Origin of the sequence: Arthrobacter sp. SIMBA_036 (assembly GCF_046535135.1) — a bacterium.
Taxonomy (GTDB): Bacteria; Actinomycetota; Actinomycetes; order Actinomycetales; family Micrococcaceae; genus Arthrobacter.
This window is the reverse complement of sequence record NZ_JAWRXG010000008.1, coordinates 170,027-188,370: the sequence shown is the minus strand read 5'-3', so window position 1 is coordinate 188,370 and position 18,344 is coordinate 170,027. Positions and strand designations below refer to the sequence as shown.

The window sequence follows — 18,344 nt, the reverse complement described above, 5'->3', positions numbered from 1 at the left end:
TGCTGAATCTCATGGGTTAGCCAGCCGATGGCATTGTGCGCCGGATATGGTGGTTCCATGACTTTGCCTTCACACAACAACTCCGCAGCGTTGAACAAAACCGCCGTCGTCACGGGCGCCAGCACCGGCATCGGCGAGGCGACGGTCAGGGCCTTGGCCGACGCAGGATGGAAGGTATTCGCCGTGGCACGCAGGGCCGACCGGCTCCAGGCGCTAGGTACCCAGACCGGAGCGGTTCCGTTCGCGGCGGATATCACGCACGACGACGACGTCGCGGCCCTGCTCGCGGCAGTCACCGAAGCCGGAGGTGCCGACACCCTCATCAACATCGCCGGCGGCGCTCGTGGTGCGGACACCATCGCCAATGCCGATAGCGAAGATTGGGACTGGATGTACAAGGTGAACGTTCTGGGCACCATGAAGATCACCAGGGCCTTCCTGCCGATGCTGCGCAAGAACGGCGAGGGCACGGTCCTGAACCTGACTTCCACCGCTGCGCTCGCCGCGTACGAGGGCGGCGGCGGCTATAACGCCGCCAAGTTCGCCCAGCACGCCATGACCAATGCGCTGCGCTTGGAAGAAGTGGGCAACAACCTCAGGGTTATCGAAGTAGCACCAGGCTTGGTCTACACCGAGGAATTCGCACTAAACCGGCTCGGGGACAAAGAAGCAGCCGATAAGGTCTACGCCGGGGTAGAGAAGCCGCTCACCGCCCAGGACGTAGCCGACGTCGTCAAGTACGCCGTCTCCTTGCCGCATCACATCAACTTGGACCACATCACCGTGCGCCCGGTTGCCCAAGCCGCCAACCATAAGCTGATCCGCAAAGAGGGCTAAAGCACCCCAGAAGGTTGCTGCCGGTGCAGGGGCGGCCGAGTAGAGTCCAACGCTCCGCTGCCGCTAGACTAAAAGGACCAGCTTCGACCCGGCCATCACCGGTGAGCTTCCGGAAGAACGGCACTGAACGCCCGGCGGGAAACCGCACGAGCATCCAGGCCAAGTAGAACCGGACGGGTAAGCCCGTCACAGCAGTAATGAGCGGCCGGATCGTCATGTTCCGGTAAGTGAGGTGGTACCGCGGTACCCGTGTCGCTGACAAGCGGCGCAGGAGCCGTCCTCGCATCCTGACAGTCCACCAGCTATCACAGGATATGAGATGACCCACTACCCCAAGGCCTCAGCGTCTTCTTCCGGCACGCACGGCGTGTCCGCTTCCGTGAAGTTCCCGGAAATCGAAGAACGCATCCTCAAATACTGGGATGAAGACGGCACCTTCCAAGCCAGCATCGACCAGCGCGACAGCGATCTTCCCGGTGGGGCGGCCGGCAGCAACGAATTCGTCTTCTACGACGGCCCTCCCTTCGCAAACGGCTTGCCCCACTACGGCCACCTGCTGACCGGCTACGCCAAAGACCTCGTCGGCCGCTACCAGACCCAGCGCGGCAAGCGCGTTGAGCGCCGCTTCGGGTGGGACACCCACGGGCTGCCGGCCGAGCTTGAAGCCATGAAGCAACTGGGCATGACGGACAAGACCCAGATCGAAGCCATGGGCATCGACAAGTTCAACGACGCCTGCCGTGCCTCCGTCATGAAGTACGCCAACGAATGGAAGGCCTACGTCACCCGCCAGGCCCGCTGGGTGGACTTCGAGAACGACTACAAGACCCTCAACGTCGAGTACATGGAGTCGGTCCTCTGGGCTTTCAAGCAGCTGCACGAGAAGGGCCTGACCTACAACGGCTACCGCGTCCTTCCGTACTGCTGGAAAGACGAGACACCGCTCTCCAACCATGAACTCCGCATGGATGATGATGTCTACAAGAACCGCCAGGACCAAACAGTCACAGTAACCTTTCCCATCAAGGCAGGGGAATCCGAACTTTCCAAGGAACTGGGCGGTGTGCAGGCGCTCGCCTGGACCACCACGCCCTGGACGCTCCCGACCAACGCTGCGCTCGCCGTTGGGCCTGACATCTCCTACGCGGTCTTGCCTGCGGGACCGAATGGCATCAAGGCCGCTTCGGCGGAGGCACCGGTCACGGGCAGCTTCTTGCTGGCTGCCGACCTCTTGGGGTCCTACGCCAAGGATTTGGGCTACGGTGACGGGGCCGACGGCGTGGCTGCCGCAGCGGGCGCTGTGACGGCCACCTACAAGGGTTCCGAGCTGGAAGGGCTCGAGTACGAGCCGCTGTGGGATGACTTTGCCGATACTGAAAAGTACGGCACCCAGAACGCTTGGCGCATCCTGGTGGCCGAGTACGTCACCACCACCGACGGTACGGGCATCGTTCACCAGGCTCCGGCCTACGGTGAGGATGACCAGAAGGTTTGTGAAGAAGCCGGAATTCCGGTGGTCCTGTCCGTGGACGAGGGCGCCAAATTCCTTCCCTTGTTCGCCCACGGCCGCCTCGCGGACATCGTCGGCCTGCAGGTCTTCGAAGCCAACAAGCCCATCACCCAGGTGCTCCGGGCCGACGGCCGCCTGGTCCGCCAGGCCAGCTATGAGCACAGCTACCCGCACTGCTGGCGCTGCCGGAACCCGCTGATCTACCGCGCTGTTTCCTCTTGGTATGTGGAAGTCACCAAGTTCAAGGACCGCATGTCCGAGCTGAACCAGGAGATCAACTGGATCCCGGGTAACGTCAAGGACGGCCAGTTCGGCAAGTGGCTGGAGAATGCCCGTGACTGGTCCATCAGCCGTAACAGGTACTGGGGTTCACCCATCCCCGTGTGGCAGTCCGATGACCCGGAGTACCCACGCACTGATGTCTATGGTTCGCTTGCCGACCTCGAAGCCGACTTTGGCCGCCTTCCGCTCAACAACGAGGGACAGGTGGATCTGCACCGCCCGTTCATCGACGAACTGACCCGGCCCAACCCGGACGATCCGCGGACACCGGAAGAGGGACAGTCCACCATGCGCCGCGTGGAGGATGTTCTGGATGTCTGGTTCGACTCGGGCTCCATGCCCTACGGCCAGGTGCACTACCCATTCCAGAACGAGGAGTGGTTCGACACCCACAACCCGGCCGACTTCATCGTGGAGTACATCGGCCAAACCCGTGGCTGGTTCTACATGCTGCACATCCTGTCCACGGCGTTGTTCGACCGTCCGGCCTTCCGGAACGTCATCAGCCACGGCATCGTGCTGGGCTCCGATGGGCAGAAGATGTCCAAGAGCCTGCGGAACTACCCGGATGTGTCCGAAGTCCTGGACCGCGACGGCTCAGATGCCATGCGGTGGTTCCTCATGTCCAGTCCCATCCTCCGCGGTGGCAACTTGGTGGTCACCGAGCAGGGAATCCGGGACGGTGTCCGCCAGGTCATCCTTCCGCTGTGGAACGTGTACAGCTTCTTCACTCTGTACACGAATGCCGCCAACGGTGGGTCGGGTTACGACGCCAAGCTGCGGTACGACGGCTACGCCGACACCTTGGACCAGTACCTCATGGCCAACACCGGCGACCTGGTGCGCAACGTCACCGTCAACCTGGACAGCTACGACATCTCCGGGGCCTGCGACGAGTTGCGCAGTTACTTGGACATGCTGACCAACTGGTACGTGCGCCGCAGCCGCCAGCGCTTTTTCGATGAGGACGTTGACGCCTTCGATGCGCTGTACACCGCATTGGAGACCATCTGCCGCGTGGCGGCGTCGTTGCTGCCGTTGGTGACCGAGGAGATCTGGCGCGGCCTGACCGGTGGGCGTTCCGTGCACCTGGCCGACTGGCCTGACGATGCGCTGTTCCCCTCGGACGCCGACCTGGTCGAGGCCATGGACCGCGTTCAGCAGATCTGCTCCACGGGCTCGAGCCTGCGGAAGGGCGCCAACCTGCGCGTTCGGCTCCCGCTGCAGGAGCTCACGGTCGTGGCACCCGGCGCGGATGCGCTGAAAGGCTTCGCCGCCGTCGTCGCCGATGAACTAAACCTGCGTTCCGTGCGCCTGCTTGACGCCACTACGGCCTCGCCGGAGGAGTTTGGCATCCAGCAGAAGCTGGTGGTCAACGCCCGTGCCGCCGGCCCTCGGTTGGGCAAGAACGTGCAGCAGGCCATCAAGGGCTCCAAGTCCGGCGATTGGTCCGTCAATGACGCCGGTGTGGTTGTGGCCGGCGGGCTCGAGCTCGAGCCCCAGGAATACACGTTGGAGACCGTCGTGGCGGAAGCGTCCGACGGCGGTGCTGCCGCCAGCAAAGCGGTGGCCGTTTTGCCGGGCGGGGGTTTCGTGGTCCTCAACACGGAGGTCACTCCTGAACTCGCAGCAGAGGGCCTGGCCCGCGACATGGTCCGTGCCATCCAGCAAGCACGCAAGGATGCCGGGCTCAACGTCAGTGACCGCATCAGGACCTCAGTGGAGGCTGCCCAGGACGTTGTTGATGCCCTCAACGCCAATGCCGAACTGGTAAAAACCGAGACCCTGAGCCTCGAACTCGAGGTTCTGTTGGCCGGCGTCGACGAACCGCAGGTCACCGTGACCAAGGCAGGAGCCTGATCCATGACTGACGAATTCTCTGTTGAAAGTGTGTACGCGGAACTTTTGGGCCGCGCACCGGAAAACAAGATGGAACCCCGCCTTGCTCCGTTGTTCCGTGCCATGGACGTGCTGGGGGAGCCGAACAAGGCCTACCCGATCATCCACATCACAGGCACCAACGGAAAGACCTCCACTGCACGCATGATCGAGGCCGGGCTGCGTGCCCACGGCCTGAGCACGGGCCGCTACACCAGCCCGCACCTGTCCAAGGTGACGGAGCGGATCAGCATTGACGGCGAGCCCGTGCCGGACGCAACGTTCGTCCGGATCTGGGACGAGATCCGGCCGTATTTGGAAATCGTTGATAGCGAACTCGAAGCTAAAGGCGAGCCACGGTTGACCTACTTCGAGTGCCTGACCATTCTCGGATTTGCTGTTTTTGCTGACCAGCCCGTAAATGTAGCGGTCATAGAGGTGGGCCTTGGGGGCATCACTGATGCCACCAATGTCGGTGACGGCCAGGTCTCCGTCATTACGCCGATTTCCCGGGACCACACCGAGCTTTTGGGCGACACCACCGAGGACATTGCTTACGAGAAAGCCGGCATTATCAAGCCGGGCGGCTTCCTGGTGAGCGCGGCCCAGGAGGTGGACGCGGCGCAGGTCCTTCTGGAAAAGGCCCGTGAGGTGGATGTGCCTTTCCGCTTCGAGGGTGTTGAGTTCGGAGTGGAGTCACGCAGCGTCGCTGTTGGGGGACAGGTGCTGACCATCCAGGGACTCGCCGGGCGCTATGAGGACCTCTTGCTGCCGCTCCATGGAGCGCACCAAGCCGAGAACGCCGCTGTTGCCGTGGCCGCCCTGGAAGCATTCTTCGGCGGGGGAGAGAAAGAGCTCGACGGCGAAGTCCTCAGGGAGGCCTTTGGTACCGTCACCTCGCCGGGCAGGTTGGAAGTAGTGCGAACCGCCCCCACCGTGGTGGTGGACGCGGCCCACAATCCGGAGGGAATCCGTGTTTCTGCGGAGGCAATCCAAGAGGCCTTCAGTTTCAGCAAGCTCGTTGTGGTTGTCGGGGTCCTGCGCGAGAAGGACGCCGAGGAAATCCTGAAGACCCTGAAGGAATCCCTTGGCGGCCTCGCCGAGGAATTCTGCTTCACCCAGTCGAACTCGGCCCGCGCCGTACCCGCAGCGGAACTGGCTGAGCTCGCCGTCGACCTCGGCTTCGGCGAGGACAATGTGCATATCGCCGAGAAGCTCGACGACGCCCTTGAATGGGCCGTTGAGCGCGCCGAATCCAATGACGACCTCGCTGGCGGCGTCCTGGTGACCGGTTCGATCACGGTTGTTGCCGAGGCTCGGATCCTTCTCGGAAAGGCCGGCGCCTGACCATGGTGAAAATGACCAAAGCACAGCGTGAGTGGCGCCCGGGTATGCCCAAGAAGCGACGCTCCACCAAAGTGATGTTCGCTTCCACCGTCCTCCTGCTCGAAGCCTTTGTGGCGTTCTTCGGAACGCTCGTGGTCTTTGGCCTGAAGCGGGGCGAAGTGAATCCAGCGATCATCCTTGGGGTCGGCATAGCCTTGGCGGTGGTGTTGATCGCGGCGTGCGCCGTGTTGTCCCGCCCGTGGGGGATCGCCGTCGGCTGGATTTTGCAGGTAGTGCTGATCCTGACCGGTTTGGCTGAGCCCACCATGTTCGTGGTTGGAATCCTCTTCGCGATCTGCTGGTGGTACGGGATCCGGACCGGGATCAGGATCGACCGGGAAGTGGCACAGCGGGATCGGGAACAAGCGGAATGGACCGCTGCCCACAATGACGGGACTGACCCGCAAACCCCGTAAACTGGCTGGGAAACCCACTAACCAACCGTATTGGAGCAACTGTGAGCATTGAACGGACCCTTGTCCTGGTCAAGCCCGACGGCGTCGCCCGCAACTTGAGTGGCAGCATCCTGGCCCGGATCGAAGCCAAGGGCTACACCTTGGCAGAGTTGAAGAAGGTCAACGCAACCCGCGAACTGCTGGAACAGCACTATGAGGAACACGTGGGCAAGCCGTTCTACGAGCCACTGGTTGAATTCATGCTCAGTGGCCCGGTCATCGCTGCCGTCTTCGAGGGGCATCGCGTGATCGAAGGCTTCCGTTCGCTGGCAGGGACCACGGACCCGACGACGGCGGCACCCGGCACCATTCGCGGTGACTTCGGCCGTGACTGGGGCCTGGCCGTCCAGCAGAACCTGGTCCACGGCTCAGATTCGGTCGAATCCGCCGAGCGTGAGATCAAGATCTGGTTCGCAAGCTAAAAACACTTTTCCAGATGACAGTAAAGGCCAATGTTCACGACGAACATTGGCCTTTACTGTCACCTCGCGGGCAATTTTCGGAGGGGTCAGTAACCGGAGGTGCCGGCAAACACGTGGAGGAAAGCGAAGAAGATCGTGGCGATGACGGCTACGTAAAGCAGCGCCACGATGATCCACCCTGTATCGCCGAGCAGTTTTACCAGACCGGCAGGAGCCGGGATGACTCCGTGGGAGATGTTCCGGATGGTCACCCAGACAAACAAGGGGATCATGATGGACCAGACCACCATGCAGAGCGGGCAAAGTATGTTGATGACGTACAGGGCTTGGGACCATAGCCATACAACGAAGATGAACCCGAGGGTCACACCTGTTTGCAGGCCCAACCAGTACCAGCGCGCGAACTTTGCACCGGCCAGAAGTCCCATGGCGGTGGTGATGATGATGGCGAAAGCAACGATTCCGATGAACATGTTGGGGAATCCGAACACCGAGCTCTGCGGCGTCTTCATCACTTCCCCGCAGGAAACCCAGGGATTCACATCGCAGACGGTGATGTGGTTGGGGTCCTTGAGCACATCGAGCTTTTCCAAGACCAAGTCCCCGGAAGCGAGCCAACCGATAATGCCGGTAATGAGCAACAGCCAGCCAAACGGCTTATCCCGAACCATCCGGGGCAGTGACTTCGGTGCCGCCTCAGCTTGGCTGGACGTGTTTTCTGCCCTGGTGGAAGCTTGATTGCCTAGGTTTTCCCTGGCGGTGCTTGGCATCGCGGATGTAGTCCTTTTCAAAAAGTGGCCCGGCCTGCCCCGGAACGGCTCTTGGGAGGATTCTAACGGTAGAGGCTGGGGGCAACCCCGGGCCATTCACAGCGAGGCGACACAGCGGGCTTCCGTTGAACTACGTGGTGATGTGAGAGAATGAACATGGCTGGAAGCCGATCCACATGCGGGTTCCGGTCCGGTGGCTTGTTCCCAAGACCGCCAGCATGAGCAGGGCATGCCCGGATCTGGTGATCCTAGGTAGGCCCGCCAGAACGCTGGACGGCACCTGGTTGTTAAAGCAAAACAACGGGTTTCGGAGCAAAACTACCGGCCTTCGAGGGCTGCCGCACCCCAATGATGGTGCGAACCGGAAGGCATACTACTGACTTCTGTCAACGCCTGCGGGTTTTGACAATAAATGCCCCACCGGGCGCCGGATGTGGCGGCGTCGCTGGGGCAGGAGCGTTGCCACATATGGATAATGACCAAGTTGTAGCTGTTAACGACGAAGCAGCCCCCGCGGAAACCGCGGACGTGCCGAAGAAGGTCACCCGGTCCCGCCGCAAGGCTGCGCCAAGGGCGACAGTAGAGTCCGCCGCGGACTCGACGACGGAAACACCAGTCGTCGAGGCTGGGGCCGAGGAGCCCATTGCCGGGGCCCCCGCGCCCGTTCGCAGGACCAGGCCCCGCAAGAAGGCCGAGCCCACAGAGCCGTTGCCTGGTTTGGGCGAGGAAGCCGCCGCCGTGCCCGAAGCTGCTGCCGAATCCCAGCCGGAAGCGCCTGCTGACGCTGCCCCCGAAAAGCCAGTACGCCGTCGTCGGACCGCAAAGCCCAAGGTCGAGGCCGCAGAGGCGCCTGTAGCGGAAGAACCTGCCCCTGAAGAGGCGGCGGAAATAACGACGCCGACTGCAGCAGACACGCAGGCACCGGCACCAGAGCAGACCCCCGCCCCGGAACAGGAAGCAGCACCGGAACAGGAACCAACACAGGAGCAGGAAGCAACTGCGTCCGCCTCGACGTCCCTCTTCCTTGAGCCGGTCTCCATCACGTCCATGATTTTCCAGGCCCCCGACCTGACGACCGTGCCGCGAGTTGCGACGCCGGAGGATAAGCCGAGCGAGCCGGAAGAAGCGGCTGAGGTCGTGGCGGACGACGAGCTTGAAGATGCGGGCAGCCGCCGTCGTCGCCGCAGCCGTGGCCGCAGGGGCCGTCGGGGGACCGAACGGGATGAGAACGACGCTCCCGAGGATTCCGCTGAGCCCGAGTCCGATGATGAGGACGCCCCGGAAGCGGAGGCACTTGAGGAGGGCGTGACGTCGCGTCGTCGTCGCCGTCGTCGCCGTGGAGACCAAGACCTCGAACTGACCGGTGGGACCGATGACGACCCGCCCAACACGGTGACACGGGTCCGCGCGCCGCGCCCGGTCACGGAGACTGCTCCGTCCAACCGCGTCACCAGCGTCAAGGGATCCACGCGGCTTGAGGCCAAGAAACAAAGGCGCCGTGAGTCCCGCGAGACCGGACGCCGCCGCCAGGTCATCACGGAGGCGGAGTTCCTTGCCCGCCGTGAGTCTGTGGACCGGCAAATGATCGTCCGTCAGCGCGACGACAGGATTCAGATTGCCGTCCTCGAGGATGGCGTGCTGGCTGAGCACTTCGTGTCCAAAACCCAGCAGGACTCCCTGATCGGGAACGTCTATTTGGGCAAGGTCCAGAACGTGCTGCCCTCCATGGAAGCTGCCTTTGTTGACATCGGACGCGGCCGGAATGCCGTGCTGTACGCAGGCGAGGTCAACTGGGACGCCGTCAACCTCGAAGGCCAACCCCGCCGGATCGAAAACGCGCTGAAGTCCGGTGACTCCGTGCTGGTCCAGGTGACCAAGGACCCGGTGGGACACAAGGGCGCCAGGCTGACAAGCCAGATCTCCCTGCCCGGGCGCTACCTGGTGTACGTGCCGGGCGGTTCGATGACCGGTATTTCACGCAAGCTTCCCGACGTCGAACGCAACCGCCTCAAGCGCATCCTGAAGGACCGCTTGCCGGAACACGCCGGCGTCATCGTCCGGACAGCTGCCGAGGGAGCCTCGGAAGAAGAGTTGACCCATGACATCAACCGCCTGCGCGCACAGTGGGATGGCATCGAGGGCCAAGCGTCCTCAACCAAAGTTTTGGCGCCGGAACTGCTCTACGGCGAACCGGACCTCACTATTAAGGTTGTCCGCGACGTCTTCAACGAGGACTTCTCCAAGCTGATTGTCTCGGGCGACGACGCATGGGACACCATCGAGGCCTACGTGACCTACGTTGCACCGGACTTGGTGGGACGGTTGGAAAAGTGGACCAAGGACCAGGATATTTTTGCTGCCTGGCGCATCGACGAGCAGATCCACAAGGCACTCGAGCGTAAGGTCTTCCTCCCCTCCGGTGGCTCTTTGGTCATCGACCGCACCGAGGCGATGACCGTGGTGGACGTCAACACCGGCAAGTTCACCGGCAGCGGCGGAAACCTTGAGGAAACGGTCACCAAGAACAACCTCGAAGCTGCTGAAGAAGTAGTGCGCCAGCTACGCCTGCGGGACATCGGCGGCATTATCGTGATCGACTTCATCGACATGGTGCTGGAGTCCAACCGTGACTTGGTTCTCCGGCGCATGGTGGAGTGCCTCGGGCGGGACCGTACCAAGCACCAAGTGGCAGAGGTGACTTCCCTCGGGCTGGTCCAGATGACCCGCAAACGCATGGGAACCGGCCTCCTTGAGGTCTTTGGCGAGCAGTGTGAACACTGCGCCGGCCGTGGCATCGTGACCCATGACGAACCTGTGGAACACCGCCGCGCCAACGTGGTGGCAGCCGAGCATCACCGGCCGAGCGCCGAGGCCCAACCTCCCGCTGCCCGGACCGATCGCAAGCGTCGCCGCGGCAAGGGTGGGGGACAAGGGCCAGCGGAAGCCGCTGTTCCAGCCCACATGCCTGCGCCGGCACCTTCGGCACCCACGGAAAGCCAGGACCCGGTGCGCCAAGCCAAGGCGGAGGCCACAAGGGCGGCGCTGGCAACTATCGCAGCTGCGGCACATGCCGCGCACCTGCACGACGACGAGGTTCACCGCACCGAGGAGCTGGCGCACCGCCAAGGCGAATCCGGCGAGCCCGTTTCGGGAACCACCCAGGCCGGGCTGCCCGATGCAGAGCCTGCCGCGAGCGACGTCTCCGAGACCCGTTCAACCCCGGTTCTGCGATTTGGCGGCGAGGAAGTCGCCCTTCCGTTCGTCGAACACCACGAGGAGCCAGTGGCAAAGCCAGCCATGAGCTTGGACCTTTTGGCTGAGGCTTTCTCTCATCTGGGAGACGCTCCGGCGTCCGCAGAACAAACACACGCAGGACAGGCACCCGCAGGACAGGAACCGGCTGAACAGGCCCCCGCCGCAGCGGAGCCCGAAACGTCGGCTCCCGCCCCGCAGCAGGATCTGGGCCGTGCGCCTGCTTCCGGGTCGCGCCGTGGCCGCCGTAACCGCAGCGCCAGCAGGGCCCAAGGTGCTGCCAACGAGACAAGCGTGGAGCACACAGTGGGCGCCGCTTCCGGCGGATCGGCCCACGAGGCAAAGGCTCCGGCCGAGCCCGCCAAGAAAGCTTCGTCGGATGAGCCCATCATCCTCGGAGTCGGCGTACCGGCGTCGGAACTGTAGCGCAAACACCTGAAGGACCCGGCAACTCCGCCTACGCGGAGTTGCCGGGTCCTTTGCAGTTCCGGTCGCGGTTCCGAATTACCCAGCGGCAGAATTGGCCGTTAAGCTGGGGAACTGACACGGGGTGCCGGCATTAGGCCAGGCTGAGATCCAGACCCGTTGAACCTGTCCGGTTAGCACCGGCGAAGGGATGTCCCATGACAACGTCGCCATACCCTGCCATTTACCCTTTGAACCTTTCGCGTCGCTCCATACCGCGCGTGCTGAGCATCGCGGGTTCCGATCCGTCCGGTGGCGCCGGGATACAGGCGGACCTCAAGAGCATCGCTGCGCAGGGAGGCTATGGGATGGCGGCCATCACGGCTTTGACAGCACAGAACACCATGGGCGTCCGTGCCGTGCATGTCCCCCCTGTTGAGTTCTTGCGTCAACAGTTGGATGCCATCGGAGACGATATCGCCGTCGACGCCGTCAAGGTTGGCATGCTCGGCGACGTCGCCGTGATCAATGAGGTTCGGGCTTGGATCGAAAAGGCGCGTCCCGCCGTCGTGGTGATAGATCCGGTGATGGTTGCTTCCAGCGGTGACAGGCTCCTGCGCGAATCCTCAGAGTCAGCATTGCGGGAACTCCTGCCCCTGGCGGACCTCATTACCCCAAACCTCCCTGAGCTCGCCGTCCTGTTGGGGGAGCCCGAGGCAACGGACTGGGCTGCGGCGCTGGACCAAGGCAAGCGCCTGGCCGCCGAGTACGGAAACACGGTGTTGGTCAAGGGAGGCCACCTGGCCGGTAGTGAATGCCCCGACGCCCTGGTTAACACCACAGGTCTCCTCGGCCAAGACGTCATCGAAGTAGCCGGCGCCAGGGTGGAGACAGAAAACAGCCACGGGACCGGATGCTCGCTGTCATCGGCATTAGCCACAGTCCAGGTCCGCACCGGTAACTGGGAGGCCTCCCTGCGCGAAGTGAAACCATGGTTGCTTCAGGCGTTGGCTACGTCCGACGTGCTCGGAGTAGGCCACGGGAAAGGCCCTGTGCACCACTTCCACCATCTCCACACAGGGCTCCAGCGGGGGGAGTTTGCCAATGTTCTGTGGCAGGAAGCGCTACCTGAATTGGAGGCGATTTACGGACTCAGCTTCATCCAGGGCATCCAGTCCGGAGCGCTCGACGAAACGGAATTCACGTACTACCTCGCCCAGGACGCCCTCTACCTCAACGGCTACTCAAGGGTGCTGGCCCGGGCCGGCGCACTTGCCCCCACCGAGGAGGAGCAATTGTTCTGGGCCCGGGGATCGCAGATGTGCTTGGAGGTCGAGTCAGAGCTGCACAGGAACTGGTTGAGCACCAGGACGGCGACAACCATAACCGGGCCTGTCACCAAGTCCTACGTGGACCACCTGCTGGCCGCCACATCATCTGGCAGCTACGCAGTGGTGCTGGCCGCAGTGCTGCCCTGCTACTGGCTCTATGCCGAGGTGGGACAGCAGCTGCACTCGGCTTACATCGATGACGGCGCGAACCCCGCCCATCCTTACGCAGCGTGGCTGGCTACCTACGCAGATGAAGGTTTTGCCGCGGCCACCCGGAAGGCCATCGACTTCACCGACGCAGCGGCGTCGGCAGCTTCCCCCCGCGAACGCGAGGCCATGGTGGAGGCGTTTAGGCAGTCCTGCCGATACGAGACAGCCTTCTTCGACGCGCCGAGGCTCTACTCCTGAGGAAACGGCGGGAAGGCTTTCCCACGGCGCGCGGGCTTTCCCACGGCGCGCGGGCTTTCCCACGGCGCGCGGGCTTTCCCACGGCGCGCGGGCTTTCCGACGGCGCGCGGGCTTTCCGACGGCGCGCGGGCTTTCCGACGGCGCGCGGGCTTTCCGACGGCGCGCCGGGGCGTTGAATCGTCCGAATGGTCAATCACCCTGTAGGCTAGACGGGCACGGTGCCGGGAGAGTCCGATACCACTGGTGATGCGGGTCACGGGGTAGCCTCCGGACCCGGCCTCATTTGCAGCTGAAGGTCAAACTAGCGTAATCTTGATCTTCGGTGCTTACGCCAACACTTGGGTTATGCCCCTTGGAATTGTTCATGGGATGACTCGCGGGCTTCGATCAGAAGTCCACGGCGTTGAGGCACAGCGCGAACCAAGCCTGATTCCAGTTAAAGGTTCCGCACGCAAATTTAGTAAGAAACGTCGAGAGAAGTGAGTGCCCAAGTGGTGTACGCGATTGTCCGCGCAGGCGGCCGCCAAGAAAAAGTTTCCGTTGGAGACTACGTAACGCTGAACCGCGTCCCCGGTGGAGCTGGCAGCACGCTTGAGCTGCCCGCCTTGCTGCTGGTTGACGGCGACAAGGTCACGTCCGCTGCTGCGGACCTGGCCAAGGTCACGGTTACGGCTGAGATCCTTGAGGACCTCCGTGGCCCCAAGATCGTCATCCAGAAGTTCAAGAACAAGACCGGCTACAAGAAGCGCCAGGGTCACCGTCAGGAACTGACCAAGATCAAGATCACGAGCATCGCGTAACTTTCGTTACTCTGTTCAGATTTTCAGTTTCCCCAGAAATTTAGAGGCAGGCATTCCAAATGGCACACAAAAAAGGCGCGAGTTCCACTCGCAACGGTCGTGACTCCAACGCACAGTACCTGGGCGTCAAGCGCTTCGGTGGTCAGGTAGTTTCGGCCGGCGAAATCATCGTTCGCCAGCGTGGGACCCACTTCCACCCCGGTGCAGGCGTCGGTCGCGGTGGCGACGACACCCTGTTCGCATTGCAGGCAGGTGCTGTCGAGTTTGGTACTCGCCGTGGCCGTCGCGTAGTGAACATTGTTGCTGCTGCAGCTGCAGAGTAACAACAAGATCTGAACCGGTGGGGCGGGCCAATGGGCCCGCTCCACCGTTCTTTTAACCGCATTACAATCGACTAGGACGCTCCGGCGTGCTGGTATGCAACAGCGCTGGGAACAGCAATTGAGGAGATCCACGTGGCGAGCTTTGTAGACCGGGTAGTCCTGCACGTATCCGGCGGTACCGGCGGCCACGGCTGTGTCTCTGTTAAGCGGGAAAAATTCAAGCCGCTCGGCGGTCCCGACGGCGGTAACGGCGGCAACGGCGGTGACGTGATCCTTCGCGTTTCCTCCCAAACCACCACGCTGCTTGACTACCACCATGCGCCTCACCGCCACGCCACCAACGGTGGTCCGGGCATGGGTGACTGGCGCGGTGGCAAGAACGGTGAAACCCTGATCCTCCCTGTTCCGGATGGAACTGTGGTCAAGAACAAGGACGGCGAAGTCCTGGCCGACCTCGTCGGTGAGGGCACTGAATACGTTGCTGCGGCCGGTGGCCAGGGCGGCCTTGGTAACGCATCCCTGTCGTCGCAGAAGCGCCGCGCTCCGGGTTTTGCGTTGCTTGGTATTGAAGGCGAATCCAGCGACATCGTCCTGGAACTGAAGTCCATTGCCGATATTGCCTTGGTCGGGTTCCCCTCCGCGGGCAAGTCGAGCCTGATTGCGGCCATGTCTGCTGCGCGGCCCAAAATCGCCGATTACCCTTTCACCACACTGATCCCGAACCTTGGTGTTGTCCAGGCCGGAGAAGTCCGCTTCACCATTGCCGATGTGCCCGGATTGATCGAGGGCGCCAGCGAGGGAAAGGGCCTGGGGCACAATTTCCTGCGCCACGTGGAGCGATGCGCCGCACTGGTGCATGTCCTTGACTGCGGCACCTTGGAAGCTGACCGCGACCCGCTGTCGGATCTCGCCGTCATCGAGGCTGAGCTCGACAAGTACGCAGTGGACATGAGCTACGCCGGTGTTGACGGCGAGGTGATTCCCCTCAACGAGCGACCCAAGCTGGTGGTCCTCAACAAGGTGGACCTTCCCGACGGCAAAGACATGGCCGAGTTCGTCCGGCCGGACCTTGAAGCCCGTGGGTATCGCGTGTTCGAAGTTTCCGCGACCAGCCACGAAGGCTTGCGCCAGTTGGGCTTTGCCATGGCGGAGATCGTCCAGGCCGCACGCGACGCCGTCGCCGTGGCTCCTCCCAAAGTGGCACCTCCCGTCCTCCGGCCGAGGGCTGTCAACGAGTCCGGTTTCACCATCCGGCGCGAAGAAAAGAACCTCGAGCCCCTGTTCCGCGTCTTGGGCGAGAAGCCCGTGCGATGGGTCAAGCAGACCGACTTCACCAACGAGGAAGCCATCGGCTACCTCGCAGACAGGCTCGCCAAGCTCGGCGTCGAGTCTGAGCTGTTCAAGGTGGGGGCCAAGCCAGGAGACACTGTTGTCATCGGAGAAGAGGACGGCGTGGTCTTCGACTGGGAGCCCACCATGATGGCCGGAGCTGAGCTTCTAGCAACTCCTCGTGGAACCGACATCCGCGTGGCGGACATCGGGGATCGGCCCACGCGTTCGCAGAAACGCGACGAGCAAGTCGAACGTCGAGAGGCCAAAGCTGCCGCCCGTGCCGAGCTCGAAGCAGAGCGCAAGGCAGGCATCTGGACCGAATCGGTCAATGGCAGGCGAGGCCGTGCCCTCAAGGAGAGCGCCTTGGATTCCGGTGATGACGACTAGGACCCTCGGTACTCCCGGGACACCGCTGGCCCATGAGCGTGATGCGTTAGCTACTGCCAAGCGGATTGTGGTCAAGGTGGGGTCGTCCTCGCTGACCAGCATCAAGGGCGGTATCTCCGAGAAGTCGTTGACCGGTCTGGTCGATGCCCTCGCGGCCAAACGCAATGCCGGTACTGAGATCATCCTGGTCTCCTCCGGTGCTATTGCCGCTGGGCTGGCGCCCTTGGGCCTTGCAAAGCGCCCAAAGGACCTGGCCACCCAGCAGGCGGCGGCCAGCGTCGGGCAGGGGCTGTTGATGGCCCGATACACGCAGGCGTTCAGCGCCCACGGCGTCACTGTCAGCCAGGTCCTGCTGACCGCGGACGATCTCATGCGGCGCACGCAGCACACCAATGCCTTCCGGGCGCTGGATCGGCTGCTGAATCTCGGCGTCGTTCCGGTCGTCAATGAAAACGACACCGTGGCAACCCACGAAATCCGTTTCGGAGACAACGATCGCCTCGCCGCTTTGGTGGCCCACTTGGTCCGTGCCGACGCCTTGGTACTGCTGTCCGACGTCGACGCCCTTTATGACGGTCCGCCGGCCCACGGTGCGCAGCGTATCCCGCTGGTCCGCGGCCCGCAGGACCTCGAGGACGTGACCATCGGTAAGGCAGGGAAAGCCGGCGTTGGAACCGGTGGCATGATGACCAAAGTGCAGGCAGCATCGATCGCTGCCGGCTCGGGAATTCACGCATTGGTGACGTCCACGGCGAACGCTGCCGCTGCCCTCGCCGGCGAGGACGTCGGAACCTGGTTCGCCGTAAACGGCACCCGCAAGCCGGTCCGGCTCTTGTGGTTGGCCCACCTTGCCACGGTCCACGGCAGGTTAACGCTCGACGACGGCGCCGTGAAAGCCGTGCGCGATCGACACAGATCGCTCCTTCCGGCTGGAATTTCGGAGGTCGCCGGTGAATTCGAGGCCGGTGATCCTGTGGAAATGGTTGGACTCGATGGCGTGGTACTCGGCCGGGGCCTGGTGAACTACTCCTCCGAAGAGCTGCCGCGGATGCTGGGCCGCACCACCCAGGAGCTTGGCCAGGAGCTGGGACGTGGCTACGACCGCGAAGTTGTTCATGTTGACGACCTTGTACTCCTGCGGGCCGCACGCTCATCTAAACTGGGAGCATGACTGAAGCGCTGACCCCTGACTCCTTAGTGATCTCCGACGTTTCCGGTACCGCCGGCCTGACGCCGGAGGCTCCCGTGCTAAGCGGCAGTCCAGCGGCAGCTGCTGTTCCCTTGTCAGAGGCCGACGTTCAGGCTGCAGTTCACGCCATCGCCGATCGATCCCGTGTGGCAGCGCGACGCATGGCGCAGGCAAACCGTGCTTGGAAAGACCGCGCCCTGCATGCCATCGCTCAGGCGTTGCTCGAGGGCAAGCGCCACATTTTGGACTCCAACGCAAAGGATGTGGCCGCGGGACGAGCCAACGGGACGTCAGCGGCCCTCCTCGACCGGCTGACGCTGACCCCCGAGCGGATTGACCGCCTTGTTGCCGCTTTGGAAAACTTGGCGGGTTTGCCCGATCCGGTCGGCAATGTTGTGCGCGGACAAACGCTGCCCAATGGGCTGCGCCTGCGCCAAGTGAACGTACCCATGGGCGTGGTGGCAGCAATTTATGAGGCCCGTCCCAACGTCACCGTGGACATCGCCGGCTTGGCCCTCAAGAGCGGCAACGCAGTCATTCTCCGTGGTGGTTCCGCTGCTGCACACACCAATGAGGCCTTGGTGCGGGTTCTCCGGGACGCTTTGGAATCTGTGGGGCTACCTGCGGACGCGGTCCAATCCATCGATCAATACGGTCGTGCCGGGGCCAATGTTTTGATGCGGGCGCGCGGCCGGGTGGATGTCCTTATTCCCCGGGGCGGACGGGACCTTATCCAGACCGTGGTAACCAACTCTGCCGTTCCCGTGATCGAGACCGGGGAAGGAAACGTCCATATCTTCATTGATGAGTCTGCCAACGAAGAAATGGCTGTCAACATCCTCCTGAACGCCAAAACCCAGCGGCCCAGCGTCTGTAACACCGTCGAGACGCTTCTGGTCCACTCAGGCTCTACCGTTCTGCCCGCTGTGGCCGCGGCCCTGCGGTCTGCGGGTGTGACTTTGCATGTGGATGCGCGAACAGCTGCCGCCTTGGGCCCGAACGTGGAAACGGTTCCGGCCGACGACGACGATTGGGCCACCGAATACATGGACCTGGACCTCGCGGTGGCCATGGTGGACAGCCTGGATGAAGCGGTTGGGCACATCCGGAAATGGACCACCGGCCACACTGAGGCGATCCTGACCAACAATTTGGCCAATGCCGAGAAGTTCATCGCGGACATCGACTCGGCGGCCGTGATCGTGAACGCTTCCACGCGCTTCACAGATGGCGGCGAGCTGGGGCTGGGCGCGGAAGTGGGCATTTCAACGCAGAAGCTTCACGCACGTGGACCGATGGGCTTGACAGAGTTGACCACCACCAAGTGGATCGTCCAGGGCGAAGGCCAAGTCCGCGGCTAGTGACGCGGTAACATAG

The 18,344-nt window shown here is 62.9% G+C and carries 13 protein-coding genes and 1 riboswitch; of the genes, 12 read left to right on the top strand and 1 reads right to left on the bottom strand.

Features of this window, described 5'->3' with window-relative positions; genetic code table 11:
• The first annotated feature begins 57 nt into the window (after positions 1-57).
• The 5 genes from SB659_RS12730 (at position 58) to ndk (ending at position 6,770) form a co-directional block, all read left to right on the top strand.
• On the top strand, positions 58-837 hold the full coding sequence (locus SB659_RS12730; RefSeq protein ID WP_410550640.1) for an SDR family oxidoreductase: 780 nt from the start codon (positions 58-60) through the stop codon (positions 835-837).
• A 319-nt stretch (positions 838-1,156) separates the two neighbouring features.
• On the top strand, positions 1,157-4,489 hold the full coding sequence (gene ileS / locus SB659_RS12725; RefSeq protein ID WP_410550639.1) for an isoleucine--tRNA ligase: 3,333 nt from the start codon (positions 1,157-1,159) through the stop codon (positions 4,487-4,489).
• Positions 4,490-4,492: 3 nt separating this feature from the next.
• On the top strand, positions 4,493-5,854 hold the full coding sequence (locus SB659_RS12720; protein ID WP_410550638.1) for a bifunctional folylpolyglutamate synthase/dihydrofolate synthase: 1,362 nt from the start codon (positions 4,493-4,495) through the stop codon (positions 5,852-5,854).
• Positions 5,855-5,856: 2 nt separating this feature from the next.
• Positions 5,857-6,309 carry a DUF4233 domain-containing protein gene (locus SB659_RS12715; protein WP_284978015.1) on the top strand — a complete coding sequence of 151 codons (453 nt, stop codon included), beginning with the start codon at positions 5,857-5,859 and terminating at the stop codon, positions 6,307-6,309.
• Between the two features lie 41 nt (positions 6,310-6,350).
• Positions 6,351-6,770, top strand: a complete 420-nt coding sequence (ndk, locus tag SB659_RS12710) for a nucleoside-diphosphate kinase (protein WP_261607945.1) — start codon at positions 6,351-6,353, stop codon at positions 6,768-6,770.
• Positions 6,771-6,856: 86 nt separating this feature from the next.
• Here the strand turns inward: ndk and SB659_RS12705 are convergent, their stop codons facing one another.
• On the bottom strand, positions 6,857-7,540 hold the full coding sequence (locus tag SB659_RS12705; RefSeq protein WP_410550637.1) for a vitamin K epoxide reductase family protein: 684 nt from the start codon (positions 7,538-7,540) through the stop codon (positions 6,857-6,859).
• Between the two features lie 468 nt (positions 7,541-8,008).
• Between SB659_RS12705 and SB659_RS12700 the strand changes: the two genes are divergently transcribed.
• From SB659_RS12700 to SB659_RS12670, 7 genes are all read left to right on the top strand, one after another.
• Positions 8,009-11,218 carry an Rne/Rng family ribonuclease gene (locus SB659_RS12700; RefSeq protein ID WP_410550636.1) on the top strand — a complete coding sequence of 1,070 codons (3,210 nt, stop codon included), beginning with the start codon at positions 8,009-8,011 and terminating at the stop codon, positions 11,216-11,218.
• Between the two features lie 110 nt (positions 11,219-11,328).
• A riboswitch (TPP riboswitch) is annotated at positions 11,329-11,426 on the top strand.
• Positions 11,416-12,936 carry a bifunctional hydroxymethylpyrimidine kinase/phosphomethylpyrimidine kinase gene (thiD, locus tag SB659_RS12695; RefSeq protein ID WP_410550635.1) on the top strand — a complete coding sequence of 507 codons (1,521 nt, stop codon included), beginning with the start codon at positions 11,416-11,418 and terminating at the stop codon, positions 12,934-12,936. Its footprint overlaps the riboswitch before it by 11 nt.
• Positions 12,937-13,427: 491 nt before the next feature.
• The gene (gene rplU / locus SB659_RS12690) at positions 13,428-13,736 is read left to right on the top strand and encodes a 50S ribosomal protein L21 (protein ID WP_284976517.1); all 309 of its coding nucleotides are present in this window, start codon (positions 13,428-13,430) and stop codon (positions 13,734-13,736) included.
• A 59-nt stretch (positions 13,737-13,795) separates the two neighbouring features.
• On the top strand, positions 13,796-14,059 hold the full coding sequence (rpmA, locus tag SB659_RS12685; protein WP_003803426.1) for a 50S ribosomal protein L27: 264 nt from the start codon (positions 13,796-13,798) through the stop codon (positions 14,057-14,059).
• Between the two features lie 132 nt (positions 14,060-14,191).
• Positions 14,192-15,778: a GTPase ObgE gene (obgE, locus tag SB659_RS12680; protein WP_284978011.1), complete on the top strand. Its 1,587-nt coding sequence runs from the start codon at positions 14,192-14,194 to the stop codon at positions 15,776-15,778.
• Positions 15,768-16,949: a glutamate 5-kinase gene (gene proB / locus SB659_RS12675; RefSeq protein ID WP_410550634.1), complete on the top strand. Its 1,182-nt coding sequence runs from the start codon at positions 15,768-15,770 to the stop codon at positions 16,947-16,949. Before obgE ends, proB begins: the two co-directional genes overlap by 11 nt.
• Positions 16,946-18,328 carry a glutamate-5-semialdehyde dehydrogenase gene (locus tag SB659_RS12670; RefSeq protein WP_410550633.1) on the top strand — a complete coding sequence of 461 codons (1,383 nt, stop codon included), beginning with the start codon at positions 16,946-16,948 and terminating at the stop codon, positions 18,326-18,328. The genes proB and SB659_RS12670 overlap by 4 nt, the downstream gene beginning before the upstream one ends.
• The last annotated feature ends 16 nt before the right edge of the window (positions 18,329-18,344 follow it).